Raw genomic sequence first — 25,394 nt, 5'->3', positions numbered from 1 at the left:
TCATTGCACGACCTTACACACGCAACCTTTATATTGATGAATGAAGTATATCGACATCGTCGCAGCCATCATCAAAAAAGCATTAGTTATGTAAACGATGTAAATGTCACCGGAACGAAATACTTTTAGCAACAACCAATAGTTGAACATGCTTATAATTAAGAGAAAGAACCACTTGCACATTATCAAAAAATATTTTTTGTCACGGTATAACCGTTGCATTAAAACGCTATCCACAGCGAAAAAAGAAAGCGCAGGCAACATCATAATGGCTAATTCTGCTGCTAACTCATAATCTTTTCCAAAGATAAAATAGACAATTTCATGTAGCCATAACCAACCCATTAATTGCAAGATACATGCAACTAATAACAGCCCTAAACAGACCGTATGTATTTTTTTTACTCTGCGCCCATATAACATCATTGGGGCTATAGACTGCACAACTATACCAAGTACAAGTACGCCCTGCTCTAGCATTTGACTAGCTACACCATACATGGCTAGTTGTTCATACCCTAAGTAATGCTCGATGAAAAAGCGATCAATTCTCATATAAATCAGCATCAGCATTAATGGGACCCAGAGCGCCCCACCTCGACTTAACATTACCACTGCCACTTTTTTATGCCAGTCCCAGATGCCACCTCTAAAATAAATAACACAACACAGTGACATAGCTAAAAACATTGCTTCTATTGCCCTGCTTGAATAGATGATGAAATAAGATGAAAGTAAAAGAGCGAGGCTTACCAAAAGCACCCTTAATAATAAAATTGCAAGACGAATCGCTACAACAATACCTATATTTGTGGTGGCTTGATAGTAGTTGGCTATTACTGAAAATGGTTCATTAAAAATGAGCGCCAGTGCCAATAGCATCAGCATTAATCTTACATCTTGATCTGCGACAATAAAATTTGCGTAGACTAATGTGACAAGCAAAGCAACCAAAGCGAAAAGTAGACGAAAAACAAATACTGAAGATAGTATCTTCCAACGCAAATGAGGATGCCGAACTAATGCCGGAACAACAACTTCCGAGCCGGCAATCAATGTAACTGATGACAATAAAATGACGGCATTGAGCGAATATAGCCATTTCCCATATAATGACACACCGAGTAGATGACTAATTACCCCCTCGCAAAAAAAAACCAACCCAATGGTCACCATTTTTTCAAATAATAGAATACTAACATTAGTAATAATTGCGGCATATTCTCGATAAAATGCCACAACCAGGCCTAATCGCATCCAAGTTGCCTCATTATAGAAACAGGTAACTCAATTTCTAGCCAGCAAAAAATTAACATTGTGTACTGGTAGCTTCACGATGTTCTCCGTTATTGTATGCTGCTGCTTCGCTAGCCACACCAGATCACAGATACCATCCGTCGGTTCGAATGCAGCAGGAGCATGCATCAGGATCTCGCGCACTTGCTGTTGATCAAAACGGTGACAAGCATCATCCAGCGAGGCCAGCAAGGGGCGCAGTCGGGACCAGGGCAGCCAGCTCTCTTGTGCCACCATGATCCTGGGGTGTTCGGTTCCTCTGGCATCATCACCAATCAGTAACTCTTCGTAGAGCTTTTCGCCCGGCCGCAACCCCGTCACCTCTATGGCGATATCACCATCGGGACGCTGCTCATCACGCAGTGTCAGGCCGCTGAGGCGTATCATGCGCTTGGCCAGCTCCATGATCCGTACCGGTTGCCCCATATCGAGCACAAAGACGTCGCCCCCCTCCCCCATGGCGCCGGCCTGGATCACCAACTGGGCAGCCTCAGGTATCGTCATGAAGTAACGGATGATATCGGGGTGAGTCAGGGTGATAGGCCCCCCCTTATCTATCTGCTGTCTGAATAACGGCACCACTGAGCCGGAAGATCCAAGAACATTGCCAAAGCGCACCATACAAAAACGGGTGCTGTGCTTCTCGCGGGTCAAGGCTTGCAAGATCAATTCGGCCAGACGCTTGCTGGCCCCCATGGTATTGGTTGGCCGCACAGCTTTATCGGTAGAGATCAGCACGAATGTTTCCACCCCTGCCTCAATGGCCGCCTGTGCCGCATAAAGAGTGCCGAATACGTTGTTACGTACTCCTTCAATGATATTGAACTCGACCAGCGGGACATGTTTGTAAGCCGCGGTATGGTAGACGGTCTGGATCCTGAAGCTCTGCATCACCGTTTTTAGACGATGCTGGCGCTGTACTGAACCCAATAACGGCACCAGCTCTGTTTCGATCTGCTCGCGCTGACACTGTTCACGCAGATTCTTATTTAAGGCATAGAGAGCATATTCAGATAGCTCGAACAGAACCAAGGTGGACGGTCGGCACCGCAAGATCTGGCGACATAACTCAGAACCAATGGAGCCACCGGCACCGGTTACCATGACCGCTTTGCCTGTGATATTGGCTTCCATTAATTTTGTCACCGGCTCTACCGGATCTCTGCCCAACAGATCGTCGATGGAAACCTCATTGAGCTGATCTATGCGAGCCGAGCCATTGACCAGATCGGCCATTCCCGGGATAGAGAGTACTTCGCAAGAGAGGGGCTCAAGTGCATTGATCACCTCCTGACGACGCGCTCTGGTGCTGCTCGGCATAGCCAGCAAGATCTTCTGTACCCCATGGTGGTCAATCAGGGCTGGCAACTGAGCACTGTGATAAACGGTACAGCCCTGGATCACGCATCCCTGTTTGGCGGGATCGTCATCAATAAAGGCGACGGGATAAAACTCATTACCTTGCAACAAGGCCATTTGAAGCTGTCGACCCGAAGAACCCGCGCCATAGATCAACACCTGGGTACGAGCCAGACGGGTGGTATTGAGCAGCGCCCGGAAAAACAGCCGCACACCACCAACCAGCAGCACCAAAAAGGAGAGATAGATAACAGATACCGTTCTGGGCAGAAAGATATCAAAGTAAAATGCAGAGAGAACAAAGAAACAGGTTGAAAGAAATGCGCCTAGCGAGATTGTCCATAAGACCCGAAAGCTGACATATCGGAGTACTGCGCGATAGAGCCCCAGCCGTACAAACAAACTGATGCTGACAACGATAATTGCGCCAAGGAGTGCCCAGTGATGAGGGCTATCGATGGGCCAGTTATGTTCAAGCCGGATCCAGTACGCTCCCCAATAGGTCATGGTGATCAAGAGCATATCAACGGCGACAGAGATGACACGCTTACTGGCTCGTGATAGGGAGCCCAGGCAACTCAGTAGCCAGCCCCCTCCGGGTAAAAGCTCATTTCTCATTCTGGTACTCCTGCATTCAGGTGATACGCAAGAAAGGCTAACGGCAAGTAGGCAATGACCAGACCGATCACACCATCGAGCTGGCCCAATACAATCATGACAGCGATCGGCGCAAGCCAGAGGCTATTTAAAACAAGCACAGCCAAGGTCACGTTTCGATGACTTTGCCAACGTCTCGCCAGATATTGATAGCCATGAGTACGATGCGCCTCGCTCAGACGACATTTCAGACGATAGCGATTCAGTAACGTCCAGGTCGCATCAACCACAAAGACTCCGAGCATGACGAGCCATGCCCACAGGAATTGAGGCGCAGAAGCGGCATCCAGCAGCATCAGGGAAGCCAGCATCAAGCCAAGAAAACCGCTGCCACCATCCCCCATAAAGATCCTGGCGGGCGGAAAATTCCAGCACAAGAAGCCAGCCGCCGAAATCCCCAGTAGCAGGATCAAACTGGCAGACGACCACTCCCCCCCAACCAGATAGTGAAATAACGTCATGAACAGACAGACGACAACGGCTTCACCTGCCGCCAAGCCATCGATGCCATCCATAAAGTTGTAGAGATTGATAAACCAGATCACCCCCAGCCAGACCAGCAGGTAACCAAACCAGGCCAGATCGAGCTGCCAACCAAAGAAGGTCAGCGCTGGCAAACCATTAACCGCAGAAACCACCAAAGCGGCCGCCATGCTCTGCACAATCAGGCGGGTTCGAGGCTTGAGAGAGATGTGGTCATCGATAAAACCAACCAATGCAATGCCCAGCGCCGCAGCCCATATCAATGCAAAGCTGCTCTGGGATATGCCGGCGGGCAGTGGGATCAGGGTAACAAACAACGGGGCTGCCAGCAGAAAGGTCGCCACGATAGCCATGCCACCGCCTCTCGGGGTAGGCACCTGATGCGAACTGCGATGATTGGGTTGGTCAAGCAAGCGGGTCTGGGCGTAGCGCCTGAGCAGGCCGGTCATGGTAATTGAAAGAAAAAGACAAAATATCGACAACAAAACAAATGCCAGCATCAAGACGACTCACTATGGATTGACGCCATCAGAGATAAGGTCTGAGAGAGCGAATAGGGTGCCGACCATTGTAATCGGCTCTGAGCCTTGCGGGTATTCATTTCCAGAGAGCCATAAATCCGTTGTAGCTTGGCATCAATCCCCAAACAGCGTCCAAGCACTCTTATTACTCCTGGTGGGAGATAAAAGAGCCGACAGCTAACGCCTTCTGCTTCTGCAATCGCCGCCAACAACTGAGACGTCGACACTGCGACAGGATCTGCGACTAAAAAGACCTGATTCACTGCAGCCGGGTGCGCCATCGCATGGGCAATAAAGTCACACAGATTAGGTAACGCCAACAGGCTACGCGCATTGGTCAAACGGGCAAAAGGGAGCGGGATCCCTTTGCGCACCCAGGTCATCATGCTGGCAAAGTTAGCCTTCACTCCTTCTCCATAGATAAGAGGAGGACGAATGATGGTTACAGCCATACCACACTCTTTCGCGAGTGCCATCAGCCCCTGTTCCGCCTCATACTTCGAGCGTCCATAGGGATCTTCTGGCGGACTTTGCACATTCTCATCAAATGGATTGCCAGGCTCGGTCTGCTCGCCATTCACTTTTATCGAACTGATAAAGATGAAGCGCTTCACCCCTGCCTCAGCCGCTTGTCGAGCAAGAGCGAGGGTGCCCTCTGTATTCACCGCTCGAAAAGCCGCCAAAGGATCTGTCGCGGTTTCCGACATCACATGCACCCTGGCTGCACAGTGAACAACCACATCCACCTGTTGCAATTGGGCTGTCCAGTTTGCATCGGCAGTCAGAGAGGGAGCCTGAACATGGTAAGAAGCCAGCGGGTGACTTCGCACCGCTCCTTTAACATTCGCCCCCAGCGCCAGCAAGTGTTCACAGACCGCCTTGCCTACAAATCCGTTGGCACCTGTGACAAGAATTCTAGGTATGGACATACAGTTTGAGATAGGCATTTCAAGATGAATAATAATTTGAGATAACCTTTTCATATAACGTCATATATTTATCAATCATGACGTCGGCAGTAAAGTTATGTTCAAATCTAGCCTTTGCATTTTTCCCCATACGCTCAGCTTCATCTTGATCATCCCATAACTTTTTCATTGCAGATGAGAGAGCCTCACTATTTGCAGGCTCAACTGCCAAGCCGGTTTCACCATGCAGATTTATATATGTAGTGCCTGTACCAATTTCGCAAGTAATCATTGGCTTACCATACATTGATGCCTCTAACAAAGTCATACCAAACGCTTCAGAACGCAGATGAGATGGAAATACCACAGCGTAACATAACTCCAGTAAAATATTTTTTTCAGCGTCACTTACTGGACCAACAAACAACGTATTTTTTAATCCTAACTTATCCGCCTGAGACTTCAACTCCTTTTCACATGGGCCTTCACCAATTATTATCAAAGGATAATCAAGTCCACGCATAGCATCAAGGACAAATGACAACCCCTTATAATATCGTAAAAATCCGATAAAAAGAAAAAAACGCCCTTTTATTTTATCATTCCATTTATTCGATAACGATAGTTCTGCATAACTTGGAGATACCTTTTCCAGACCGAATGGTATCACCTCAACATCCTTTTTTAGGCTAGAGAGAACAGGGCTGGTCTTGACATAATTGGGTGAAGAAGCGACCACAGCATCAACTTTATTTAGAAAAGACATCATCAATGGCTTATAAAGTTGTAGCAGGTATTTTTGTTTGACAATGTCAGAATGGTAACTGACCACTGTCGGCTTTTTAGGATTAACCCAAAAATGAACGAGATCCATATAGGGCCACGGAAAATGATAATGAATAATATCAGCTTTCTCAGCCAGTCGCCTGAATTCGACAATCGCAGACCATGAAAAACCAGTCGAAGCTATATAAAAATCTTCTTTTGCAGCATGCACACTATGATTAGCGATGTTAAAATTTCGACCAGCATTCTCAGCACTTAAGCATAATACATCAACCTCATGCCCTCTTTTTACTGCACCTTCCGCAAGCTGATATATGACTTGTTGCACACCACCGTAAGCATCTGGATAATATGTTTTAAAAAAATGAAGAATTTTCATTATCTTCCAAGCCCTTATCTAAAAAATAGTTCTTTGTGTATTGATGAACATCTGGTGATGCAAGAAGGTCTACTATATCAAACCATTTATACTTTGAATGCTGAGCAACAGAGAATGAATTTATATCATGGTCTAGTTCTATTGAATACGCTAAAACAACATAGTGAGTTGGAGTCATAACGTCATAAAAAGAATCTTTATAAAAATGCTCGTAGACTCCAATAAATTTAGCTTTCGAACTCTGTAACGTCACACCAAGCTCATTCTCAGCAACTCTTTTAAAGGCATCTAATATAGCTTCTCCCTTTTTTATCCTGCCCCCCAAAACAAACCAATGATCGGCTGCAGGTCTATTTCTTCTGAGACCGAGAAGATATCGCCCTGAACTATCAGAAATCACCAGATCAATCGAGATTAAGGGGGTGTTTTTTATTGTTTTTAAAAAATCATCATCCGTAAGATGCATATCTCGCCCCAAGATGTTATTTATATTTCTTTGCTGGCACACCCAAATAAATTCCGGGCTGATCTATAGTGTTTACAACACACGCACCGGCACCAACAGTAATCTCGTCGCGAACAGTAATATTGTTGATTATAGTCGCGCCAGCACCTATAAAACATAACGTCCCAATATTAACTGAACCTGCCACTGTACTGTTGACCGATACATGCGTAAATTCCTCAACACAGACGTCATGTTCAATTATTGCACCTGAATTGATAATGCATCCCTCACCAATTTTAACTGAAGGACCAATGTGCCCATGATGACCGACGAATGTTCCTTTACCTATGATAGAGTTAATACCAATCGTGGCTGTGGCAGAAATCAAGGTGGCAACTTGCCACCCCATTTTCCCCAATATCTCTAACTGTAACTTTCTTTTATGATTATCACCTACTGCAGAAAAAAAAATCCACTCATCGGGAGAGATTACATCCCATGAAGGAAAAACTGGATAACCCAAAATACTCTCGCCAGGTTTTGCATTATCATCAATAAAGCATAACGTTGAAAATCCTAACGACAATGCTACATCAGCCACACTTCTTGCATGTCCACCACATCCTAAAATGGCCAACTTCTTTGAATCTACCACATTATTTCTCCAAGCAACTAATACGCTCAAGTATATCGATATGCTCATTTACAACATCAGACCATGTACGCATTGATAACTGATCGTATATCTGCAACTGTTTTCGTAGTAAGATGTCCTTATGGTGGAGTGCCCATTCTATTCTCTTAGCCATATCTCTCCAATCATATGGATCAAAAAATGTCATTTCCTGTAACTCAGGGTCAGTAAGAATTTCTTCAGTTACAGGAATACGAGCCATAACAACTGGTGTATTAACAGATAACGCCTCAGTAAATGTAAATGGACACCCACCTTCACTTAGACTTGGATTAACTGCCAAACTTGCCAATTTATAACAAGCTGCGAGCTCTTGCATTGTTAGTCCATGCAGAAATAAAATTTCGTGTTGCAGATTGTGACTAATAACAAATTCTTTTACTTCAGGCATAACACTAACACTGCCGGTAACGATCAGTTTGTGCTGAACGAATTTTTTTCGTAAAAGATACTCATACGCTTTGAATAAACTTATTATGTTTTTATTTGGCCTGATCTGGCTAGCATAAAAAACAAACTCTACATCTTTATTTTTAAATATTGAAACATAATTCTGCTCATTCGATTTGCGAATAGCGGACATGAGTAACGACTTGGCATAATGGGTAGTTGCCTCTTCATTATCTGGTAGACCAGTAATATTAATGAAGCTATCAACTTTATTAGCGGCGTGATGTACTACAGACACCTTGTCCATTGATACTTGATAGCCATCAATAAGTGTATTCCATTTTACCACTTCACTATAAGTTACAAAGTGATCCCCTGTTCTGATAGCCTCTTCTAACAATTTAAACGTCGATAGAGTTCTATCACCACCAATTTGAGAAAAGGCCACGGGAAACTCTCGTAAAACAACATCAGGTACACACATTAATCGAGGGGAATCGATCTTGTTAAACTCAGGCCAATAGGCTGTTGGACAATACCATGCAGATATATCATGCATACTATCGATTAATGCGCTTATACGCTTCCCTTCCACCAACTCCATGTTACGGTAGAGACGCAATACAAATCCATCATCTTTAGGCGAGTAAATCATTTTCATGAAACGGCCTATGTACTTGGAAAACCTGCCCAGCACAATTAGTTTCAATCTACGAATAAAAAAGAACGCCAATAAAAAAGGAAACGAAAAAATAAAAAATAATGGGGAAATGATTAAAGCCAGCAGAAATAACAAACTCCCTTCAATGCCTAAAAGGATCAGATCCAATTTTGTGTATGCATTTAACAAACGCTTTTCCACATAATGGAAAATATTTTCCTTCAAGCTAGCAACCAACTCCAGTAAAAACGATTTGAGTGTTTTTCTTTTAAGTCTTTTCGTTTTACGGTTAATGTACCAATGGTAAAGATCCAGTAAAAGTGGTCTTTTATCTGGCGAGCGAATCGAAAAACTGTCATGTGGTACATTCTCACTATCAAAAAGGTCATATAGATCTTTCGTAGACCAACTAGGACAAACCAAGGTAAACTTTACATCATCACGTGCTGCAGCACCTTTAAGAAAGGCAGCCAAGTAACGACCAAGTCCCTCCTTTCGTAAATCAACAGATGGGGCATAGCAAAGATAAATTCCAAATTTTCTCACAGACATTCGCGTATTACCCCCCAATAATGCTTAGCCAGATTTTTCGCTCGTTGTTCTTTCAGTATATCTTTACTAGGCAAATTTTTTCGAAGATGCAAAGCTTGCTCTTCTATATATTTTAGCTGCCAAGCCATTTGCTCCGGCGAGTTTGCATCAGACCATGTTAAATTAAGTGAAAACTGTCTATCTATTTCACGCATTGCCGGATAATCAGAGGAGAGTGCAGGTATATTCAGATAGGCAGCCTCAATAACCGAAAAGGTACCATTATCAATGCGCGCAGGATGCCATATAAATGCTGCTTTTTTTAGTGCTTTTTTATATTCTAAATCGGATAACTCACCACATAATTTTATCTTACGTTTCAATGACTCACTATTATCAACAGTTCTCACAAACTCGCTCAAATATGAAAGTTTACTTTCCATTATACTCTGAGTATTAACTCCAGTAATAAAGCATGTAAGAGAACCGGCTAGCTGATTATAATAAATTTCTAATGCTTTGACAGCATTGAGATGATTCTTATGTGGACTGAGATTAGTTGTCCAAATGAAATAATCGCCAACAGCTTTTTGCTGCTCATCTGAAAACGAAAAGTCAGGTGCCAACATAGGTAACCTAGCAATTCTGTCAGACTCAATACCAGCATATTGTTGCGCATCTCGGCAAGTAAACTCAGTAGTAACCAAGACTCGCTCAGCTTGTGTTGCTGCTTTCAAGTAGGGATGATCAGCACCTCCTTGCAAAATTGAAACATATCGCTGCAAATAATCGTATACCATCAATACTATCGGTCTTACTGGAAGCAGCGTTTTGTCCAGCCTGTCGGAAACGAAAACCCAAATATCACAATCATAGAAATTACTGATGCTGTCATTGGGCACCATATATGATTCATCTACGGCACACCAGCCATCATGACCAGCATACTGCATAGCACGTGTAGCATCATCTTTAGAAAGATGTTGCCAATAGAAGCTTCTCCTTTGAATTTTTGGATTTAAATCCCGCAATTCATTAGCATGCTCTAATTCATCAATTGTTGGATGCGCAAAAACGACCTCACATTCTTCATTAGCCTGTTGACTACCAAGTAATATGGCATCAGCTAAAAGCTTAGCGCCTCGCAGACTCCCCCCTCGATACTCAATCGGAACAATTACAGCAATTCGCTTTTTTCTAGTAATATATGTAGGGCGAGCTTTCTGCTGGAGGCGATGCTCTTTTAATCCATCAACGACAAGGCTAAAGTTTCTTTTCCATATTGAAGCACAATACTCTGGCATCATTTGCTCAAGAAGCACATGCTGTGTTTTTCTAATATCATTGATTAACTGTTCATCGCCATTTAAAATTTTTCTAATCTTAGCCTTAGCCTCTGCAATTGTTTCACATCTGCCAGGTAAATCCCCGCCACCCATCAAATCCAGCATTCCCCCAGCCATATATATTAATGGCATACCAGCTTGTATAGCTTCAAAGGGATGATAATGTATATGATTTAGTTCAGTGGAATGATAAAACATAACGCTGCATTGTTGCATGTTATCAGAGTGCTCTTCTTTAGATACAAAGCCGAGTACTTTCTTATCATTAACAGCTATTGGCTGCGCACCACCAATGATATAATCAAACTCTTTAAAATCACGAACAAAGGATTCATAAATACTTTTAAAGTATGGAGATGTTCCTATTCTAGGACAGACAAATAGTATCGTCTTTCTTTTTCCAGTCCAATTATTAGGTTGATATTTACCTTTTAAACCAACAGGCAAATAGCATGAGCGCTTTGCTAAATATGGCATTTCTACATCGGAAATATGCTCATAGCCACAACCAAACCAGAATCTTTTCCCCATCGATTTAATCGTTGATACTACATTATCTCCACACTCACTTCTTAGTAAAGAAGAATAATTGTATCCCTTAGATAATCCAAATACACGAAGAATGACGGCACCATTAAAATTTTTAATGGTTGACTTAATTTGCTTTGGGAAGAAGCCAATTATCGCATAATCAAAATATTTATTGACAATATCCCAAGCGTTTTTACTGGGCGACTCATACCAATTTTGTTCATTTAAAATATCAAGTTCATGCCTAGGGATAGTCAATTTATCGTCAAAATCGAATGTAATACTTGCCGATAAATTTCCCTCATCATATGGAAACTTTTTTGGAAGATATATTTCTTCAATACCAAACTCTATTAGCTGAGGTATTTCAAAGTTTCTTAATGTTGAATGGTTAAGCAGCCACAACACTCGATTTTTCATGCTAAATCCAGATTATTGACTCGTTTATAGGCAATGATCGCATCATCAATGGGGCCATCAAAAATGTATTCACCATGATGAAATACAATCCCTCTTGAACAAATATTTTTCAATGCGCTGAAATCATGTGATGCTAAAACTAGTATTTCAGCATTCTCAATCAAACTCATTATTCTGCTTTTAGCCTTTGCCATAAACTGAGCATCACCAGCACCAATCACTTCATCTAGGAGCAAAATATCGCCACCAACTGCTGTGGATATAGCAAATGCTAGTCTTACCTGCATGCCTGCAGAGTAAGTTTTAATTGGATAATCAATAAACTCACCCAAACCAGCAAACTCAACGATCTCATTTTCTTTCTCTTTCATAAAAGTCGGAGAGAGGCCAAGCAGAAGACCACGATAGAGAATATTCTCTCGGCCTGTTGCATCAGGTTCAAAACCTAGACTCAAATCAAAAAGAGAACGAACTTGCCCTTCAACAATTAATTTACCACTAGATATAGGATAGAGACCTGCCACCGTTTTAAGAAATGTACTTTTTCCTGCACCATTATGCCCTAAGAGCCCGACCCTCTCTCCATTATTTATTTCTAGCGTAATATTTTTTAATGCATGAATATCAGAGACAGAACGCTCTGCTTTTCCTTTTTTAAAAGCAGCAGAGAAAAGAGACTTTAGTGACCGCTCTTTGTAAGCTACTGATGCATAATGAAGGTTAACATTCTCAAGTTTAATTTTATTCTTTTTCATAGGTAGAAGATCACTTTTTTCTCTGCATTTCGGCCAATCAGCCACGCAAGCAAAAATAGGAAAGCAGCAGTTATCAGACTAAATGTATAGTTCTCCAGACTCGGCCACTCACCTTTTAGTAGTGGTGCTCTTATAATTTGTAATACATGATACACAGGATTGTAATCGACTAGCCAATCCAATCCGCCAGAACGGAACATACGTTCTTCGAAATATACCGGAGAGATAAACCATATCGCTTGCATGACTAATCCCATCGCATGTGGTACATCTCTAAATCTAACCCCGATATAGGCTAGTAATGTTGATAATGGCCATGCAATAAGTGCCAATATTGGGAAAACAGTTAAGGTGGCTAGCCAGGTTATATTTATATTTTGTGGCAATACAACTATTGACCAAGCAAATAGAGCCAAACTGGCAAGTGCAAGTACTATAATGCTGCTCAAGACAGTTCGTAATGTATATATTGCTAATGGATGCTTGCATTGTTTAATGTAGGCATCTGCTTGCACAAACGCAAGTGAACCACCAATGGTATTGGCTACTACAAAATCCCAGACTATAATTCCTGACAAAATATAGGGTGCATACGTCACTATGTCCGTATTAAACATTTTACTAAAAACTATAGATATTAATAATGTCATACCTAAAGGTTGAATAAATGACCATAATACACCGAAAAAAGACCGCCGCCAACGAGAGCGTAGATCCGATAAAGCGAGATGCTGCCAAAAATATCTAGCATCCCAAATACCCCTAACATAATAAAGACTCATAGAACTCCCACCAACTTAAAATAACCCTTCACCAACGAAAGATGAAGGGTTATTTATTTAACATTACTTATTTAAATAAAAATCAGAAATTACGCTGCAGATATAATCAACATCTTTTTCCAATAATTCAGGGTAGCTTGGTAAATTCATTCCTCTTGAGCTGATATTTTCAGCAACAGGAAATTTATGTTCCGTAAATACATGTGGCATCGTATTAGCTAAAGGAAACAATGGCCTTGTCTCAACATCATGACTCTTTAGAACAGTTCTGAGCAAGTCTCTATCTTGTGCATTCTCGACTAGGATCGAGCACATCCAAAATGAATGCCTGGTATTCTCAATCTCTTTGTGGAATGTTATCGGCAAATGGTTTAATCGACGCTGATACCAACTGGCAATCTCTCTTTTTTTTGCAATTATCTCGTCTGCTTGCTCTAATTGTGCCAGGCCAATCGCAGCACATATATTTGTCATGCGATAATTAAATGCCAACGCATCATGCCAATACTCTTTAACCTTCGAAACACCTTGGCTCTTCAAGTGGCATGCCAAGTCATGGACATTTTTATCCTTTGAAACAACCATGCCACCTTCGCCGGTAGTTATTGTCTTATTTCCAAAGAAACTGAATGTTGCCACATCACCAAATGTACCAACATGCTTATTCTTATAAAGAGTACCGAACGCCTCCGCACAGTCTTCTATCAAAAACAAGTTATGTTTCTTACAAACATCGACTAACGCATCCATATCACATGGTAAACCATAAAGATGCACAGCCATGACAGCCTTGGTCTTTGTTGTGATTTTTGCTATTACATCATTGACATCGATGTTCCATGTATCTGGTAGCGAGTCAACATAGACTGCTTTTGCACCGGTCTGAATGATTGTATTCACTGAGGCAATATATGTGAATGAAGGAACAATAACCTCATCACCAGGACCAATACCTAAAGCAGCCAACGCCAAATGAAGTGCTACAGTACCATTACTCACTGTTGTACAATTTTCTGCACCAATATACTTTGAAAATGCAGATTCAAATCTGTTAATAAACTCACCTTTTGAAGAGATCCATGTTGAATCAAGGCATTCATTAACATATTTTTTTTCATTACCAGATAATCTTGGTTGATATACTGGAATCATAGTCACTCCACACTGACATTAACATCAAAGCCATGAGATTTCAGCAAGGCATGCTGGCGAGCTTGCTGCAAATCATATGCAACCATCTCACTTACCATTTCTGCGAGTGTCGTTTCCGGCTCCCACCCCAGCTTATTTTTTGCATTAGATGGATCACCAAGAAGAGTCTCTACCTCGGCCGGTCTGAAATAACGTGGATCAACACATACGATAATATCACCAACCTTCAATGCCGGCGCCTTATCTCCATAAATCGCCGAAACGACAGCTTTTTCCTCGACGCCGCTTCCAACAAAGTTCAATTCAATACCTAACTCAGCAGCGGCCATTTTTATAAATTCACGGACACTATATTGCACTCCAGTTGCAATGACAAAGTCCTCTGGCTGCTCTTGTTGCAACATCATCCATTGCATCTTGACATAGTCTCTTGCATGTCCCCAATCACGCAATGAGTCCATGTTTCCCATATACAGGCACTTTTCGAGGCCTTGAGCAATATTTGACAAACCTCGAGTAATTTTTCTAGTAACAAATGTTTCTCCACGACGGGGTGACTCATGATTAAACAAAATACCATTACAAGCATACATACCATATGCCTCACGATAATTCACCGTAATCCAGTACGCATACATTTTTGCAACAGCATAAGGGCTGCGCGGATAAAAAGGTGTTGTCTCTCGCTGCGGAATTTCTTGCACGAGGCCGTATAGTTCGGATGTCGATGCCTGATAAAAACGAGTTTTTTTTGTCAGTCCCAAGAAACGAATAGCTTCCAATAAGCGTAAAGTACCTATCGCATCAACATCCGCAGTATATTCTGGGGAATCAAAACTAACAGCGACATGAGATTGAGCACCAAGATTATAAACTTCATCTGGTTGAACTTCGGCTATAATTCTCGTTAGATTTGATGAATCCGTTAAGTCACCATAATGTAGTTTAAAATCAACGTTCTCTTCATGAGGGTCTTTATAAATGTGGTCTACACGTTGTGTATTAAACTGAGATGCACGGCGCTTAATACCATGGACTTCATACCCCTTCTCTAATAGAAACTCAGCCAGATATGAACCATCCTGACCAGTCACCCCAGTAATTAACGCTACTTTCTTGGACATTTTCAGAACTCTCCTTATAAGTTGTTGATCATTTTATGTAATGAATTCAAACCAGACGTTAACTTGCTTATATCGTTTTTGCTTTCAACATTAAGCCTTAGTAATGGTTCTGTGTTTGAAATGCGAACATTAAATCGCCAATCATTCATTTCAATACTAAGACCATCTACATATTCTACCTTGACAGCAAGTGGCGCATAGACCTCTTCCAGCTTCTTTATTATCTCAAGAGCATTATCAACTCTATAATTTATCTCACCACTGCATGGATAGGCTTTAACACGTTCAGCAACTAAACTAGACAATGTGGATTTTTTTAGTGATAGCAAGTTAATTACTAGTAACCAAGGAATCATACCGCTATCACAGTAGCCAAAGTCACGGAAATAGTGATGGGCACTCATTTCACCACCATATATTGCATTCTCACTGCGCATCCGTTCTTTAATAAAGGCGTGACCAGTTTTGCTTTGTACTGGTGTACCACCAGACTTTTCAACGATATCAATAGTATTCCATGTCAAGCGTGGATCATGGATGATTTTCTCATGAGGATTATCTACTAAAAATGCCTCTGCTAATAATCCAACAATATAGTATCCTTCGATGAAATCACCATTTTCATCAAACAGAAAACAGCGATCAAAATCACCATCCCAAGCAATACCCATATCAGCATGATAGAACTTTACCGCTTCCGATGTAGCACTTCTATTTTCAGGAAGCAATGGGTTAGGAATACCATTGGGAAAGTTACCATCTTCCTCATGATGAATTTTTATAAACTCAACAGGAACATTGAGGGTATTGAAACGTCGCTCGATAACATCAAGCACATGCCCTGCTGCCCCGTTACCGGCATTCACAACTAGCTTGAGTGGACGTAATTGATGCGGCTTTATATACGTCAGCAAATGATCGACATAAGCATCTAGTATCGATTTTTTAATCAATGTTCCTTGCCGGGAGGATGCAATGAAGTCACCCTTTTCAGCCAATGCTCGAATATCATTCAAACCACTATCACCACTAATTGGACAAGCATCACGACCAACCAGTTTCATGCCATTGTAATCCATAGGATTATGACTGGCCGTCACTTCTATAGCACCATCAATGTCTAACGTAAATGCTGCAAAATAGGTTTCTTCAGTCCCCGTAGTCCCTAAGTCGATGACATCACAACCGGCATCAAGAATCCCTCTTGCAAGTGCTTGCTTTAGGCTTTCGCTCGTGAGTCTAACATCGCCTCCAACAGCAATTGTCGTTGCATTTAGATACTGTGCAGTTGCACGGCCAATACGGTATGCAATCTCAGTGTTCAGCTCATCACCCAGTTTTCCGCGAATATCGTAAGCTTTAAAACAAGTAAGATTCATGATGCCCCCTAAATTAAATTCCTTTTCAATAATCAATGATGTCATCTTCACCTAAATATTCACCCGTTTGCACCTCTAGCATAACTAAATCGATGAGACCTGGATTTTTTAATTGGTGACGATGCCCAGCAGGAATATATGTAGATTGGTTAGCAGTTAGCAAGGCAATTTGATCTTCATAGAAAACCTCTGCAACACCAGATAATACCACCCAGTGTTCATTTCTATGATGATGCATTTGCATCGTTAAGCTAGCCCCAGGTTTAACTTCAAGTCTTTTTATTTTAAAACGATCTCCCACCTCAAGTAACGTATAACGTCCCCATGGACAATAGACTGTACGATGTATTTTATATGCATCATTGTTTATCGTCTTAAGGTGATTATAAATTAATTTTACATCCTGACTACTTTCTTTGTGAGCGACCAATAGAGCATCAGCAGTATCAACAATTACTAGGTTTTCTACACCTACAGCACCAATAACCCGATCCTCGCTCGAAATATAACAATTTGAGGTAGCATGTAAAATTGCATGCCCCTGAACGGTGTTTCCATCGTCATCAGCTTGATGTAGTTCACTTATTGCAGCCCAAGACCCAATATCACTCCAGCCTATGTCACATGGAACTACTGAAACATTTCCTGATTTTTCCATCACGGCATAATCTATCGAGATGTCTGGAACATGGATAAATGTGTCAGGGTCCAGATCAATATGCTTGACCTTTTTACTTTGAACCGAATCGGACTTGTCAAGGCAAGCTTTTGTTGCTATCAATACTTCCGGACAATGCAAGTCCATCTCTGCAATCATTGTACTTGCTTTAAAGCAAAACATACCTGAATTCCAGAAGAAGCGACCGCTTTCAACGTACTCAATTGCCTTATCCAATGTTGGCTTTTCAACAAAGCGCAAAACCTCTGTACCAAGAGCTTCAATGTAACCATAACCTGTTTCAGGTATTGTGGGTTTAATACCAAATGTGACTAACCGTCCTGCTTTTGCTAATTCAATAGCGCAGGAAACAGCATCATCGAATGCAACTTGCTCTGTGATCAAGTGATCAGCAGCCAAGACCAACAAGACCGCATCATCGCCATATGTATCGCGAGCATAAATTGCTGCAGATGCTACTGCTGCTGCAGTGTTACGGCCATAAGGTTCAAGAATAAATGAAGTCTGAATTTCATTACTATTAACTTCTTTAAATGAATCTAGTGTTTTGAAATAAAGGTCTCGATTAGTAATAGTTAATACTTCACTGACATCTGATAATTTTGCTCCACGTAAAAATGCTTTTTGTAAAAAACTTTGATTATCCGATAGTTTAATGAATGGCTTGGGATGTTGTTCACGTGAAACAGGCCATAATCTTGAACCGCTTCCACCACACATAATAGCAGGAATTAAGACAGTCATAGATACACCATAATGTATTTAATGTGTTGATATGATTTTCAGAAATGTTTAGCTGCCATAAATGGCTTTGCATTTTTATCTTTAAGAGATAATATAGGGAGCATATCACTCTCCCACTCTATTCCTAGTTGCTGGTCATTCCAACATATTGTATGTTCAAAGTCAGGTCTATAATAATTGGTTGCTTTATATAAAACTTCTGCTGTTTCTGTTCTAGTTATAAAACCATGGGCGAACCCTTTCGGAATCCACAATTGCCGCTTATTCTCAGCTGATAGATGAACACCGACCCATTTTCCAAAGGTCGGCGAATTTTCACGAATATCCACTGCTACATCAAATACTTCTCCCACAACACATCGCACCAGCTTTCCCTGGGCGTGTGGTGATGATTGATAATGCAGTCCACGCAACACGTTTTTCGAGGATTTAGAATGATTATCTTGAACAAAAGTAACAGGGTATCCTACTGCTTCTTCGAACAGTTTATGGTTGAAACTCTCAAAGAAAAAGCCACGCTCATCACCAAATATTTTTGGCTCAAAAATAAGTACATCAGGTATCGTGGTCTCGATTACATTCATCTTCATATCCATATATTATTTAGTTTATTTTACAGGAACCGGTGCACACCCTTAACTCCAACTCATACTTTCGAAACCATCTTTAACAGGTATTGTCCATAAGCATTTTTCGCAAGTGGTGTCGCCAACGTTTTTACTTGCTCTGCATCAATGAATTTCTTGCGATAGGCGATCTCTTCAGGACAAGCGACTTTCAACCCCTGACGGGTCTCGATGGTCTGAATAAAGTTGCTCGCTTCAATCATGCTCTCGTGGGTACCGGTATCAAGCCAAGCATAACCACGGCCCATCATGGCCACCGACAGATTACCTTGTTCCAGGTAGATACGGTTTACATCGGTTATCTCCAGCTCGCCACGGGGCGACGGCGTCAGACTCTTGGCGATCTTGACCACGCTGTTGTCGTAGAAATAGAGGCCGGTTACCGCATAGTTGCTCTTGGGCTCCAGTGGCTTCTCCTCCAGAGAGATCGCGGTGCCCTCTTTATCAAATTCAACCACCCCATAACGCTCGGGGTCATGCACATGGTAGGCAAAGACGGTAGCACCGCTCTCTTTGGCCACTGCCGCCTCCAACTGTTTCTGCAAGTCGTGGCCGTAGAAGATGTTGTCCCCCAACACCAGTGCACAGGGGTCTGAACCGATAAACTCTGCACCCAGAATAAAGGCTTGTGCCAACCCGTCCGGGCTTGGTTGAACCTTGTATTGCAAACTCAGGCCCCACTGACTGCCATCACCTAGCAATTGCTCAAAACGGGGGGTATCTTGCGGCGTGCTGATGATCAAAATATCGCGAATTCCCGCCAGCATCAGGGTGCTGAGAGGATAGTAGATCATCGGCTTGTCATAGATAGGCAACAGCTGCTTGCTCACTGCCATGGTTACCGGATAGAGACGGGTGCCTGAGCCGCCGGCCAGAATAATGCCTTTACGTTTAGTCATGATGCTTGTTTCTTATATAGAGGAAGCATGGCTTTAGGCCACCTTTCCGTTTTATCCCTGCCAGCCAGGGAGGCAGTCACTACATCCCTGGCCAGTAATTTACTTGCCAAGGATCTCGGTCAACATCCGCTCCACACCGACTGTCCACTCCGGCAGCACCAGATCGAAGGTGCGCTGGAATTTGCCGGTATCCAGGCGGGAGTTATGGGGGCGTTTGGCCGGAGTAGGGAAGGCGCTGGTCGGCACCGCATTGAGTTGTGTCACCGCCAGTTCAACGCCAGCCTCTCTGGCTTTGGCAAACACCAGCTGGGCGTAGTCAAACCAGGTGGTGGTACCGGAGGCAATCAGATGGTACAGCCCGGCGACCTCGGGTTTGCGCTGCGCCACGCGGAGAGCATGGGCGGTGCAATCGGCCAGCAACTCGGCGCCGGTCGGAGCGCCAAACTGGTCATTGATCACTGACATCTCGCTACGCTCTTTGCCAAAGCGCAGCATGGTCTTGGCAAAATTGGCTCCGCGGGCGGCGTAAACCCAGCTGGTACGGAAGATCAGGTGACGGGAACAAAGTGCGGCCCCTTGCTCACCCGCAAGCTTGGTTTCGCCATAGACGTTGAGCGGGGCGGTTGCATCGGTTTCCACCCAGGGGCGCTCACCGCTGCCATCAAATACATAGTCGGTGGAGTAATGCACCAACCAGGCACCCAATGCTTCCGCTTCTTTGGCTATCGCTGCCACGCTGGTCGCGTTGAGCAGCTCGGCAAATTCACGCTCGCTCTCCGCCTTGTCGACTGCGGTGTGGGCCGCAGCGTTGACAATCACATCCGGCTTGACCAGACGTACAGTGTCGGCCACCCCTGCCGGGTTTCTGAAATCGCCGCAATAATCGGTGGAGTCAAAATCAACGGCAGTGATGCGCCCCAGCGGCGCCAGTGCGCGTTGCAGCTCCCAGCCTACCTGGCCGTTTTTGCCAAACAGCAGAATATGCATCAGGCACGCTCCCCATCATTCTGTGCAATCGAGGAATAGTGTTGCTCAATCCAGGACTGGTAGGCACCGCTCTTGACGTTGCTGACCCACTGCTGGTTATCCAGATACCACTGCACAGTTTTGCGAATACCGGATTCAAAGGTCTCTTGCGGTTGCCAATCCAGCTCTGCGCTCATCTTGGTCGCATCGATGGCATAGCGGCGATCGTGGCCAGGGCGATCCGCCACATAGGTGATTTGCTCACGATAAGAGCCCACCTTCGGCACCATCTCGTCCAGCAGATCGCAGATGGTGTGTACCACCTCCAGATTCTGCTTCTCGTTATGACCGCCGATGTTGTAGGTCTCACCGACCACGCCTGTGGTCGCTACCTTGTAGAGCGCACGCGCGTGATCTTCCACGTAGAGCCAGTCACGGACCTGGTCGCCCTTGCCATAGACCGGTAACGGCTTGCCATCCAGCGCGTTAAGAATGACCAACGGGATTAGCTTCTCGGGGAAGTGGTACGGGCCGTAGTTGTTGGAGCAGTTGGTGACCATGGTCGGCAGACCGTAGGTGCGGCGCCAAGCGCGCACCAGATGGTCGCTGGAAGCCTTGGAGGCAGAATAGGGGCTGCTGGGGGCGTAGGGGGTGGTCTCGGTAAAGAGCGGCAATGGCTCACCGGCAGCCACTTCATCCGGATGAGGCAGATCACCATACACCTCGTCGGTGGAGATATGGTGGAAGCGGAAGGCCGCCTTGCGTACCTCGTCCAGACCGTTCCAGTAAGCGCGAGCCGCTTCCAGCAACATATAGGTGCCGACGATATTGGTCTCGATAAAGTCAGCCGGCCCTGTAATGGAGCGGTCAACATGGCTCTCGGCGGCCAGATGCATCACGGCATCCGGCTGGTGCAAGGCAAACACCCGATCCAGCTCGGCGCGATTGCAAATATCCACCTGCTCAAACACATAACGCTCGCTTGACGATACATCGGCCAAGGATTCCAGATTGCCGGCATAGGTGAGTTTATCGAGATTGATAACGGAATCTTGGGTATCACGGATAATATGGCGCACCACGGCAGAGCCGATAAAGCCGGCACCACCGGTCACGAGGATTTTCATAAATATGTATCTCTTGCGAGGCGTTGATATGATATCAGAGAGAGGCTGGCTATCCACTGATGCGTTATTGAAACACCCAATAGACTGCAATTTAACCAGCGCAAACAGCAGCAAAACAATAAATGAACATTATTTGTGCAAATTGCTGAATAATCTCAAGGCTACCGCCCTTGGGTTACAGCCCCCAGTTTGCTGCTTTTAACCAAATTAGGTCTGCTGTTGGTCATCATGTCCTCCAGCATTTTGCTGTCTTGATGGTGTGTAGCACAGCTTTATGGCCCAAGACCAAGAAAGAGCGGACACTACCTATCCAACCCTATAAGACGCAGATTCTATCTTGTTTCCAGCCGAGCTGCACAGCAGAAACTGACTTGCCCCTCACCGCTGAAAAGGAGTCGATAGAAAACCACCTCACGGCGACATAATTTCTCGAAAAGCAGCAGTATTAACTTAATAATTACGCTTAAGTTACCGTTTTTACGGAAAAAAAATAGAGCGACTTTCCAAGTCGCTCTATTTATTACTCAGTCATACCTGATGTATTTGTCTTATTGTGATCTGCCACCCAGAACTTCAGGGGTTACTTTGCTCAGTCACCTTTTGACTCAACTGCTGCAACCATGCGCGCCTCTTTACTCTTGTGGCTAGTGAAGTAACGCATCACCAGCACGAAGAAGAGCGGGACGAAGAAGATGGCCAGCACGGTGGCGCTGATCATCCCCCCCATTACGCCGGTACCGATTGCATTACGGCTGCTGGCACCGGCGCCGGAGCTGATCACCAGCGGCAGCACCCCGAGGATAAAGGCGAGCGAGGTCATCAGGATCGGACGCAGACGCAGGCGTGCCGCCTCCACCACCGCCTCACCCAACCCCATCCCTTTGTCATAAAGCTCTTTGGCAAATTCCACGATCAAAATCGCGTTTTTCGCCGACAAGCCTATGGTGGTGAGCAGACCGACCTGGAAGTAGACGTCGTTCTCCAGCCCGCGCAGGGTGGCAGCCACAATGGCCCCCAGTACCCCGAGCGGCACCACCAGCATCACCGAGAACGGAATGCTCCAGCTCTCGTAGAGGGCCGCCAGACAGAGGAACACCACCAACAAGGAGATGGCGTAGAGCGCAGGCGCCTGTGAACCGGCCTGCCGCTCCTGGAAGGAGAGCCCGGTCCACTCGATGCCCACCCCTTCCGGCAGCTGTTTCACCATCTGTTCGATGGCGGCCATCGCATCACCGGTACTCTTGCCGGGCGCCGCTTCACCGACGATCTCCATCGCCGGCACGCCGTTATAACGCTCCAGACGCGGCGAGCCGAAGCTCCACTCGGTGCTGGCAAAGGCAGAGAAGGGCACCATCTGACCGGCACTGTTGCGCACATACCAGAGTTTCAGATCTTCCGGGTTCATCCGGAAGGGGGCATCCGCCTGCATGTAGACCTTCTTGATCCGGCCACGGTCAACGAAATCATTGACGTAGGAGGAACCCCAGGCAGTAGCCAGGGTGTTGTTGATATCCGCGATGGATAGCCCCTGCGCCAGCGCCTTCTCGTAGTCGATCTTGATATCGAGTTGCGGCGTATCTTCCATCCCGTTCGGGCGTACCCGCACCAGAGTGGGATCCTGCGCCGCCATGCCGAGCAGCTGGTTACGCGCCGCCATCAGCTTGTCGTGACCGATACCGCCGCGATCCTGCAGGAAGAAGTCAAAACCGGTCGCCGTCCCCAGCTCCGGGATCGGAGGCAGGTTAAAGGCGAACACTTGCGCCTCCTTGATGCTGAACAGGTAACCCATGGCACGGCCGATGATGGCATTGGCGCTGCGATCCGGGCTCTTGCGCTCGCTCCAGTCCTTGAGCTTGATAAAGGCCATACCCGCGTTCTGGCCACTACCGGCGAAGCTGAAGCCGGATACGGTCAGAACGGAGTCAACGTTATCCTTCTCGTTTTTCAGGAAGTAGTCGCGCATATCCGCCAGTACCACCTCGGTGCGCTGCTTGGTCGCCCCCACCGGCAGTTGCACCATGGACATGATGACCCCCTGATCCTCTTCCGGCAGGAAGGAGGTGGGCATCCGCATAAAGAGCACTGCCAACACCGCCAGCATGGCACCGTAGATCAGGCTGTAGCGCACACCCTGCTTGATCACCTTGCGCACGCCGCTCTGATAGCGATTGGTACCGGCATCAAAGGCGCGGTTGAACCAGCCAAAGAAGCCACGCTTGGCACCAAACTCGCCATGTTTCATCGGCTTGAGCAGGGTGGCACAGAGCGCCGGAGTCAGGATCAACGCCACCAGCACCGACAGCACCATGGCCGAGACGATGGTCAATGAGAACTGGCGATAGATGGCACCGGTCGAGCCGCCGAAAAACGCCATCGGCACGAACACGGCGGAGAGCACCAAGGCGATCCCCACCAGCGCGCCGGTGATCTGGGTCATCGACTTGCGGGTCGCTTCCAGCGGGGAGAGATCCTCCTCGCTCATCAGTCGCTCCACGTTCTCCACCACCACGATAGCGTCATCCACCAGCAGGCCGATGGCGAGCACCATACCGAACATGGTGAGGGTGTTGATGGAGAAGCCGAACGCCGCCATCACCCCGAAGGTACCGAGCAGTACCACAGGCACCGCAATGGTCGGGATCAGGGTGGCGCGGAAGTTCTGCAGGAACAGATACATGACGCAGAACACCAGGAAGATCGCCTCGATCAGGGTCTGCACCACCTCCTCGATGGAGATCTTCACAAACGGCGTGGTGTCGTAGGGGTAGACGATCTCCATATTGGCCGGGAAGTAATCCGACAGCTCATTGAGCTTGGCACGCACCTTCTCGGCGGTATCCAGCGCATTGGCGCCGGTCGCCAGCTTGATGGCGACCGCGGCGGTAGACTGGCCGTTGTAGAGCGCATCGGCGTCATAGCTTTCGCCCGCCAGCTCGACCCGGGCCACATCTTTCAGCCGTACCTTGGAGCCATCCTGATTCACCCGCAGCAGGATATCGTTGAACTGCTCGACGGTAGAGAGACGGGTCTGCCCCATGATGGTGGCGGTGAACTGCTGATCTTCCACCGATGGTGTGCCACCCAGCTTGCCAAACGCCACCTGGGCGTTCTGCGCCTTGATGGCCGCCTGCACATCTCCCGGGGTCATCTGCACTCGGTTGAGCTTGTTGGGATCGAGCCAGACCCGCATGGAGTACTGGCTGCCGAACAAGGTGATGTCCCCTACCCCGTCCAGACGACTCAGGGGGTCCTTGATGTTGGAGACCACATAGTCCGCTAGGTCGTCGTTGTTCATGCTGCCATCGCTGGAGATGAAGGCCGCGACCATCAGGAAGCTGCTGGAGGTCTTCTGGACCCGGATCCCCTGCTGCTGCACCTCTTGCGGCAGCAGCGACATCGCTTGTTGCAGCTTGTTCTGCACCTGCACCTGGGCAATATCGGGATCGGTCCCCGGCTGGAAGGTGAGGGTCACCGACACCCGCCCCGCGGAGTCAGACTGGGAGGACATGTAGAGCAGGTGATCCAGCCCGGTCATGTTCTGTTCGATGATCTGGGTTACCGAGTCTTCCACCGTTTTGGCGGATGCGCCCGGATAGCTGGCAGAAATACCGACAGCGGGCGGCGCAATGCTCGGATACTGGGCGACTGGCAATTTGATGATGGCCAGGCTGCCCGCCAGCATGATCACCAGCGCGATCACCCAGGCAAAAATGGGTCTGTCTATAAAAAATCGAGCCATGAAGCGACTACT

Annotated in this window: 20 protein-coding genes; all 20 read right to left on the bottom strand. The window is 45.7% G+C overall.

Features of this window, described 5'->3' with window-relative positions; genetic code table 11:
- Nucleotides 1-1,257, bottom strand: coding sequence for a lipopolysaccharide biosynthesis protein (locus G5533_RS06260; protein WP_323912956.1), 1,257 nt, complete (start codon nt 1,255-1,257; stop codon nt 1-3).
- A 30-nt stretch (nt 1,258-1,287) separates the two neighbouring features.
- Nucleotides 1,288-3,273 (bottom strand): polysaccharide biosynthesis protein, encoded by a 1,986-nt coding sequence (locus G5533_RS06255; RefSeq protein ID WP_421208014.1) that lies wholly within the window; start codon nt 3,271-3,273, stop codon nt 1,288-1,290.
- Complete coding sequence (locus G5533_RS06250) at nt 3,270-4,295, bottom strand: MraY family glycosyltransferase (RefSeq protein WP_216954282.1); 1,026 nt, start codon at nt 4,293-4,295, stop codon at nt 3,270-3,272. The genes G5533_RS06255 and G5533_RS06250 overlap by 4 nt, the downstream gene beginning before the upstream one ends.
- Entirely contained in the window at nt 4,295-5,245 is a 951-nt protein-coding gene (locus tag G5533_RS06245; protein ID WP_421255326.1) for a UDP-glucose 4-epimerase family protein, read from the bottom strand. Before G5533_RS06245 ends, G5533_RS06250 begins: the two co-directional genes overlap by 1 nt.
- Nucleotides 5,246-5,264: 19 nt before the next feature.
- Complete coding sequence (locus tag G5533_RS06240) at nt 5,265-6,389, bottom strand: glycosyltransferase family 4 protein (protein ID WP_421208013.1); 1,125 nt, start codon at nt 6,387-6,389, stop codon at nt 5,265-5,267.
- Nucleotides 6,367-6,855 carry a GDP-mannose mannosyl hydrolase gene (locus G5533_RS06235; protein WP_421255282.1) on the bottom strand — a complete coding sequence of 163 codons (489 nt, stop codon included), beginning with the start codon at nt 6,853-6,855 and terminating at the stop codon, nt 6,367-6,369. Before G5533_RS06235 ends, G5533_RS06240 begins: the two co-directional genes overlap by 23 nt.
- A gap of 16 nt (nt 6,856-6,871) precedes the next feature.
- Nucleotides 6,872-7,522, bottom strand: a complete 651-nt coding sequence (locus G5533_RS06230; protein ID WP_421255281.1) for an acetyltransferase — start codon at nt 7,520-7,522, stop codon at nt 6,872-6,874.
- Nucleotides 7,494-9,134: a glycosyltransferase gene (locus G5533_RS06225; protein WP_441254609.1), complete on the bottom strand. Its 1,641-nt coding sequence runs from the start codon at nt 9,132-9,134 to the stop codon at nt 7,494-7,496. Before G5533_RS06225 ends, G5533_RS06230 begins: the two co-directional genes overlap by 29 nt.
- The gene (locus tag G5533_RS06220) at nt 9,125-11,410 is read right to left on the bottom strand and encodes a glycosyltransferase (protein ID WP_421255279.1); all 2,286 of its coding nucleotides are present in this window, start codon (nt 11,408-11,410) and stop codon (nt 9,125-9,127) included. The genes G5533_RS06225 and G5533_RS06220 overlap by 10 nt, the downstream gene beginning before the upstream one ends.
- Nucleotides 11,407-12,165 carry an ABC transporter ATP-binding protein gene (locus G5533_RS06215; RefSeq protein ID WP_108539993.1) on the bottom strand — a complete coding sequence of 253 codons (759 nt, stop codon included), beginning with the start codon at nt 12,163-12,165 and terminating at the stop codon, nt 11,407-11,409. The genes G5533_RS06220 and G5533_RS06215 overlap by 4 nt, the downstream gene beginning before the upstream one ends.
- Nucleotides 12,162-12,947, bottom strand: a complete 786-nt coding sequence (locus G5533_RS06210) for an ABC transporter permease (protein ID WP_108539995.1) — start codon at nt 12,945-12,947, stop codon at nt 12,162-12,164. The genes G5533_RS06215 and G5533_RS06210 overlap by 4 nt, the downstream gene beginning before the upstream one ends.
- A gap of 63 nt (nt 12,948-13,010) precedes the next feature.
- The gene (locus G5533_RS06205) at nt 13,011-14,099 is read right to left on the bottom strand and encodes a DegT/DnrJ/EryC1/StrS family aminotransferase (RefSeq protein ID WP_421205821.1); all 1,089 of its coding nucleotides are present in this window, start codon (nt 14,097-14,099) and stop codon (nt 13,011-13,013) included.
- A gap of 2 nt (nt 14,100-14,101) precedes the next feature.
- Nucleotides 14,102-15,223, bottom strand: coding sequence for a GDP-mannose 4,6-dehydratase (gmd, locus tag G5533_RS06200; protein ID WP_108540000.1), 1,122 nt, complete (start codon nt 15,221-15,223; stop codon nt 14,102-14,104).
- 14 nt (nt 15,224-15,237) lie between these two features.
- Nucleotides 15,238-16,647: a phosphomannomutase CpsG gene (locus G5533_RS06195; protein ID WP_302055988.1), complete on the bottom strand. Its 1,410-nt coding sequence runs from the start codon at nt 16,645-16,647 to the stop codon at nt 15,238-15,240.
- A complete protein-coding gene (locus G5533_RS06190; protein WP_421205822.1) occupies nt 16,628-18,025 on the bottom strand; it encodes a mannose-1-phosphate guanylyltransferase/mannose-6-phosphate isomerase in 1,398 nt (465 codons plus the stop codon). The genes G5533_RS06195 and G5533_RS06190 overlap by 20 nt, the downstream gene beginning before the upstream one ends.
- Nucleotides 18,026-18,063: 38 nt before the next feature.
- Complete coding sequence (gene rfbC, locus G5533_RS06185; protein WP_216954296.1) at nt 18,064-18,609, bottom strand: dTDP-4-dehydrorhamnose 3,5-epimerase; 546 nt, start codon at nt 18,607-18,609, stop codon at nt 18,064-18,066.
- Between the two features lie 62 nt (nt 18,610-18,671).
- Entirely contained in the window at nt 18,672-19,550 is an 879-nt protein-coding gene (gene rfbA, locus G5533_RS06180; protein ID WP_216954298.1) for a glucose-1-phosphate thymidylyltransferase RfbA, read from the bottom strand.
- Nucleotides 19,551-19,649: 99 nt separating this feature from the next.
- The gene (gene rfbD, locus G5533_RS06175; RefSeq protein ID WP_421205823.1) at nt 19,650-20,537 is read right to left on the bottom strand and encodes a dTDP-4-dehydrorhamnose reductase; all 888 of its coding nucleotides are present in this window, start codon (nt 20,535-20,537) and stop codon (nt 19,650-19,652) included.
- A complete protein-coding gene (rfbB, locus tag G5533_RS06170; RefSeq protein WP_421205824.1) occupies nt 20,537-21,643 on the bottom strand; it encodes a dTDP-glucose 4,6-dehydratase in 1,107 nt (368 codons plus the stop codon). The genes rfbD and rfbB overlap by 1 nt, the downstream gene beginning before the upstream one ends.
- A 589-nt stretch (nt 21,644-22,232) precedes the next feature.
- A complete protein-coding gene (locus tag G5533_RS06165) occupies nt 22,233-25,382 on the bottom strand; it encodes an efflux RND transporter permease subunit (RefSeq protein WP_441254608.1) in 3,150 nt (1,049 codons plus the stop codon).
- Between the last annotated feature and the right edge of the window lie 12 nt (nt 25,383-25,394).

This window comes from Aeromonas sp. A600620 (genome assembly GCF_029479985.1).
GTDB lineage: Bacteria > Pseudomonadota > Gammaproteobacteria > Enterobacterales > Aeromonadaceae > Aeromonas > Aeromonas veronii_A.
The sequence above is the reverse complement of the archived record's forward strand: the minus strand, read 5'-3'. Positions and strand labels throughout refer to the sequence as shown.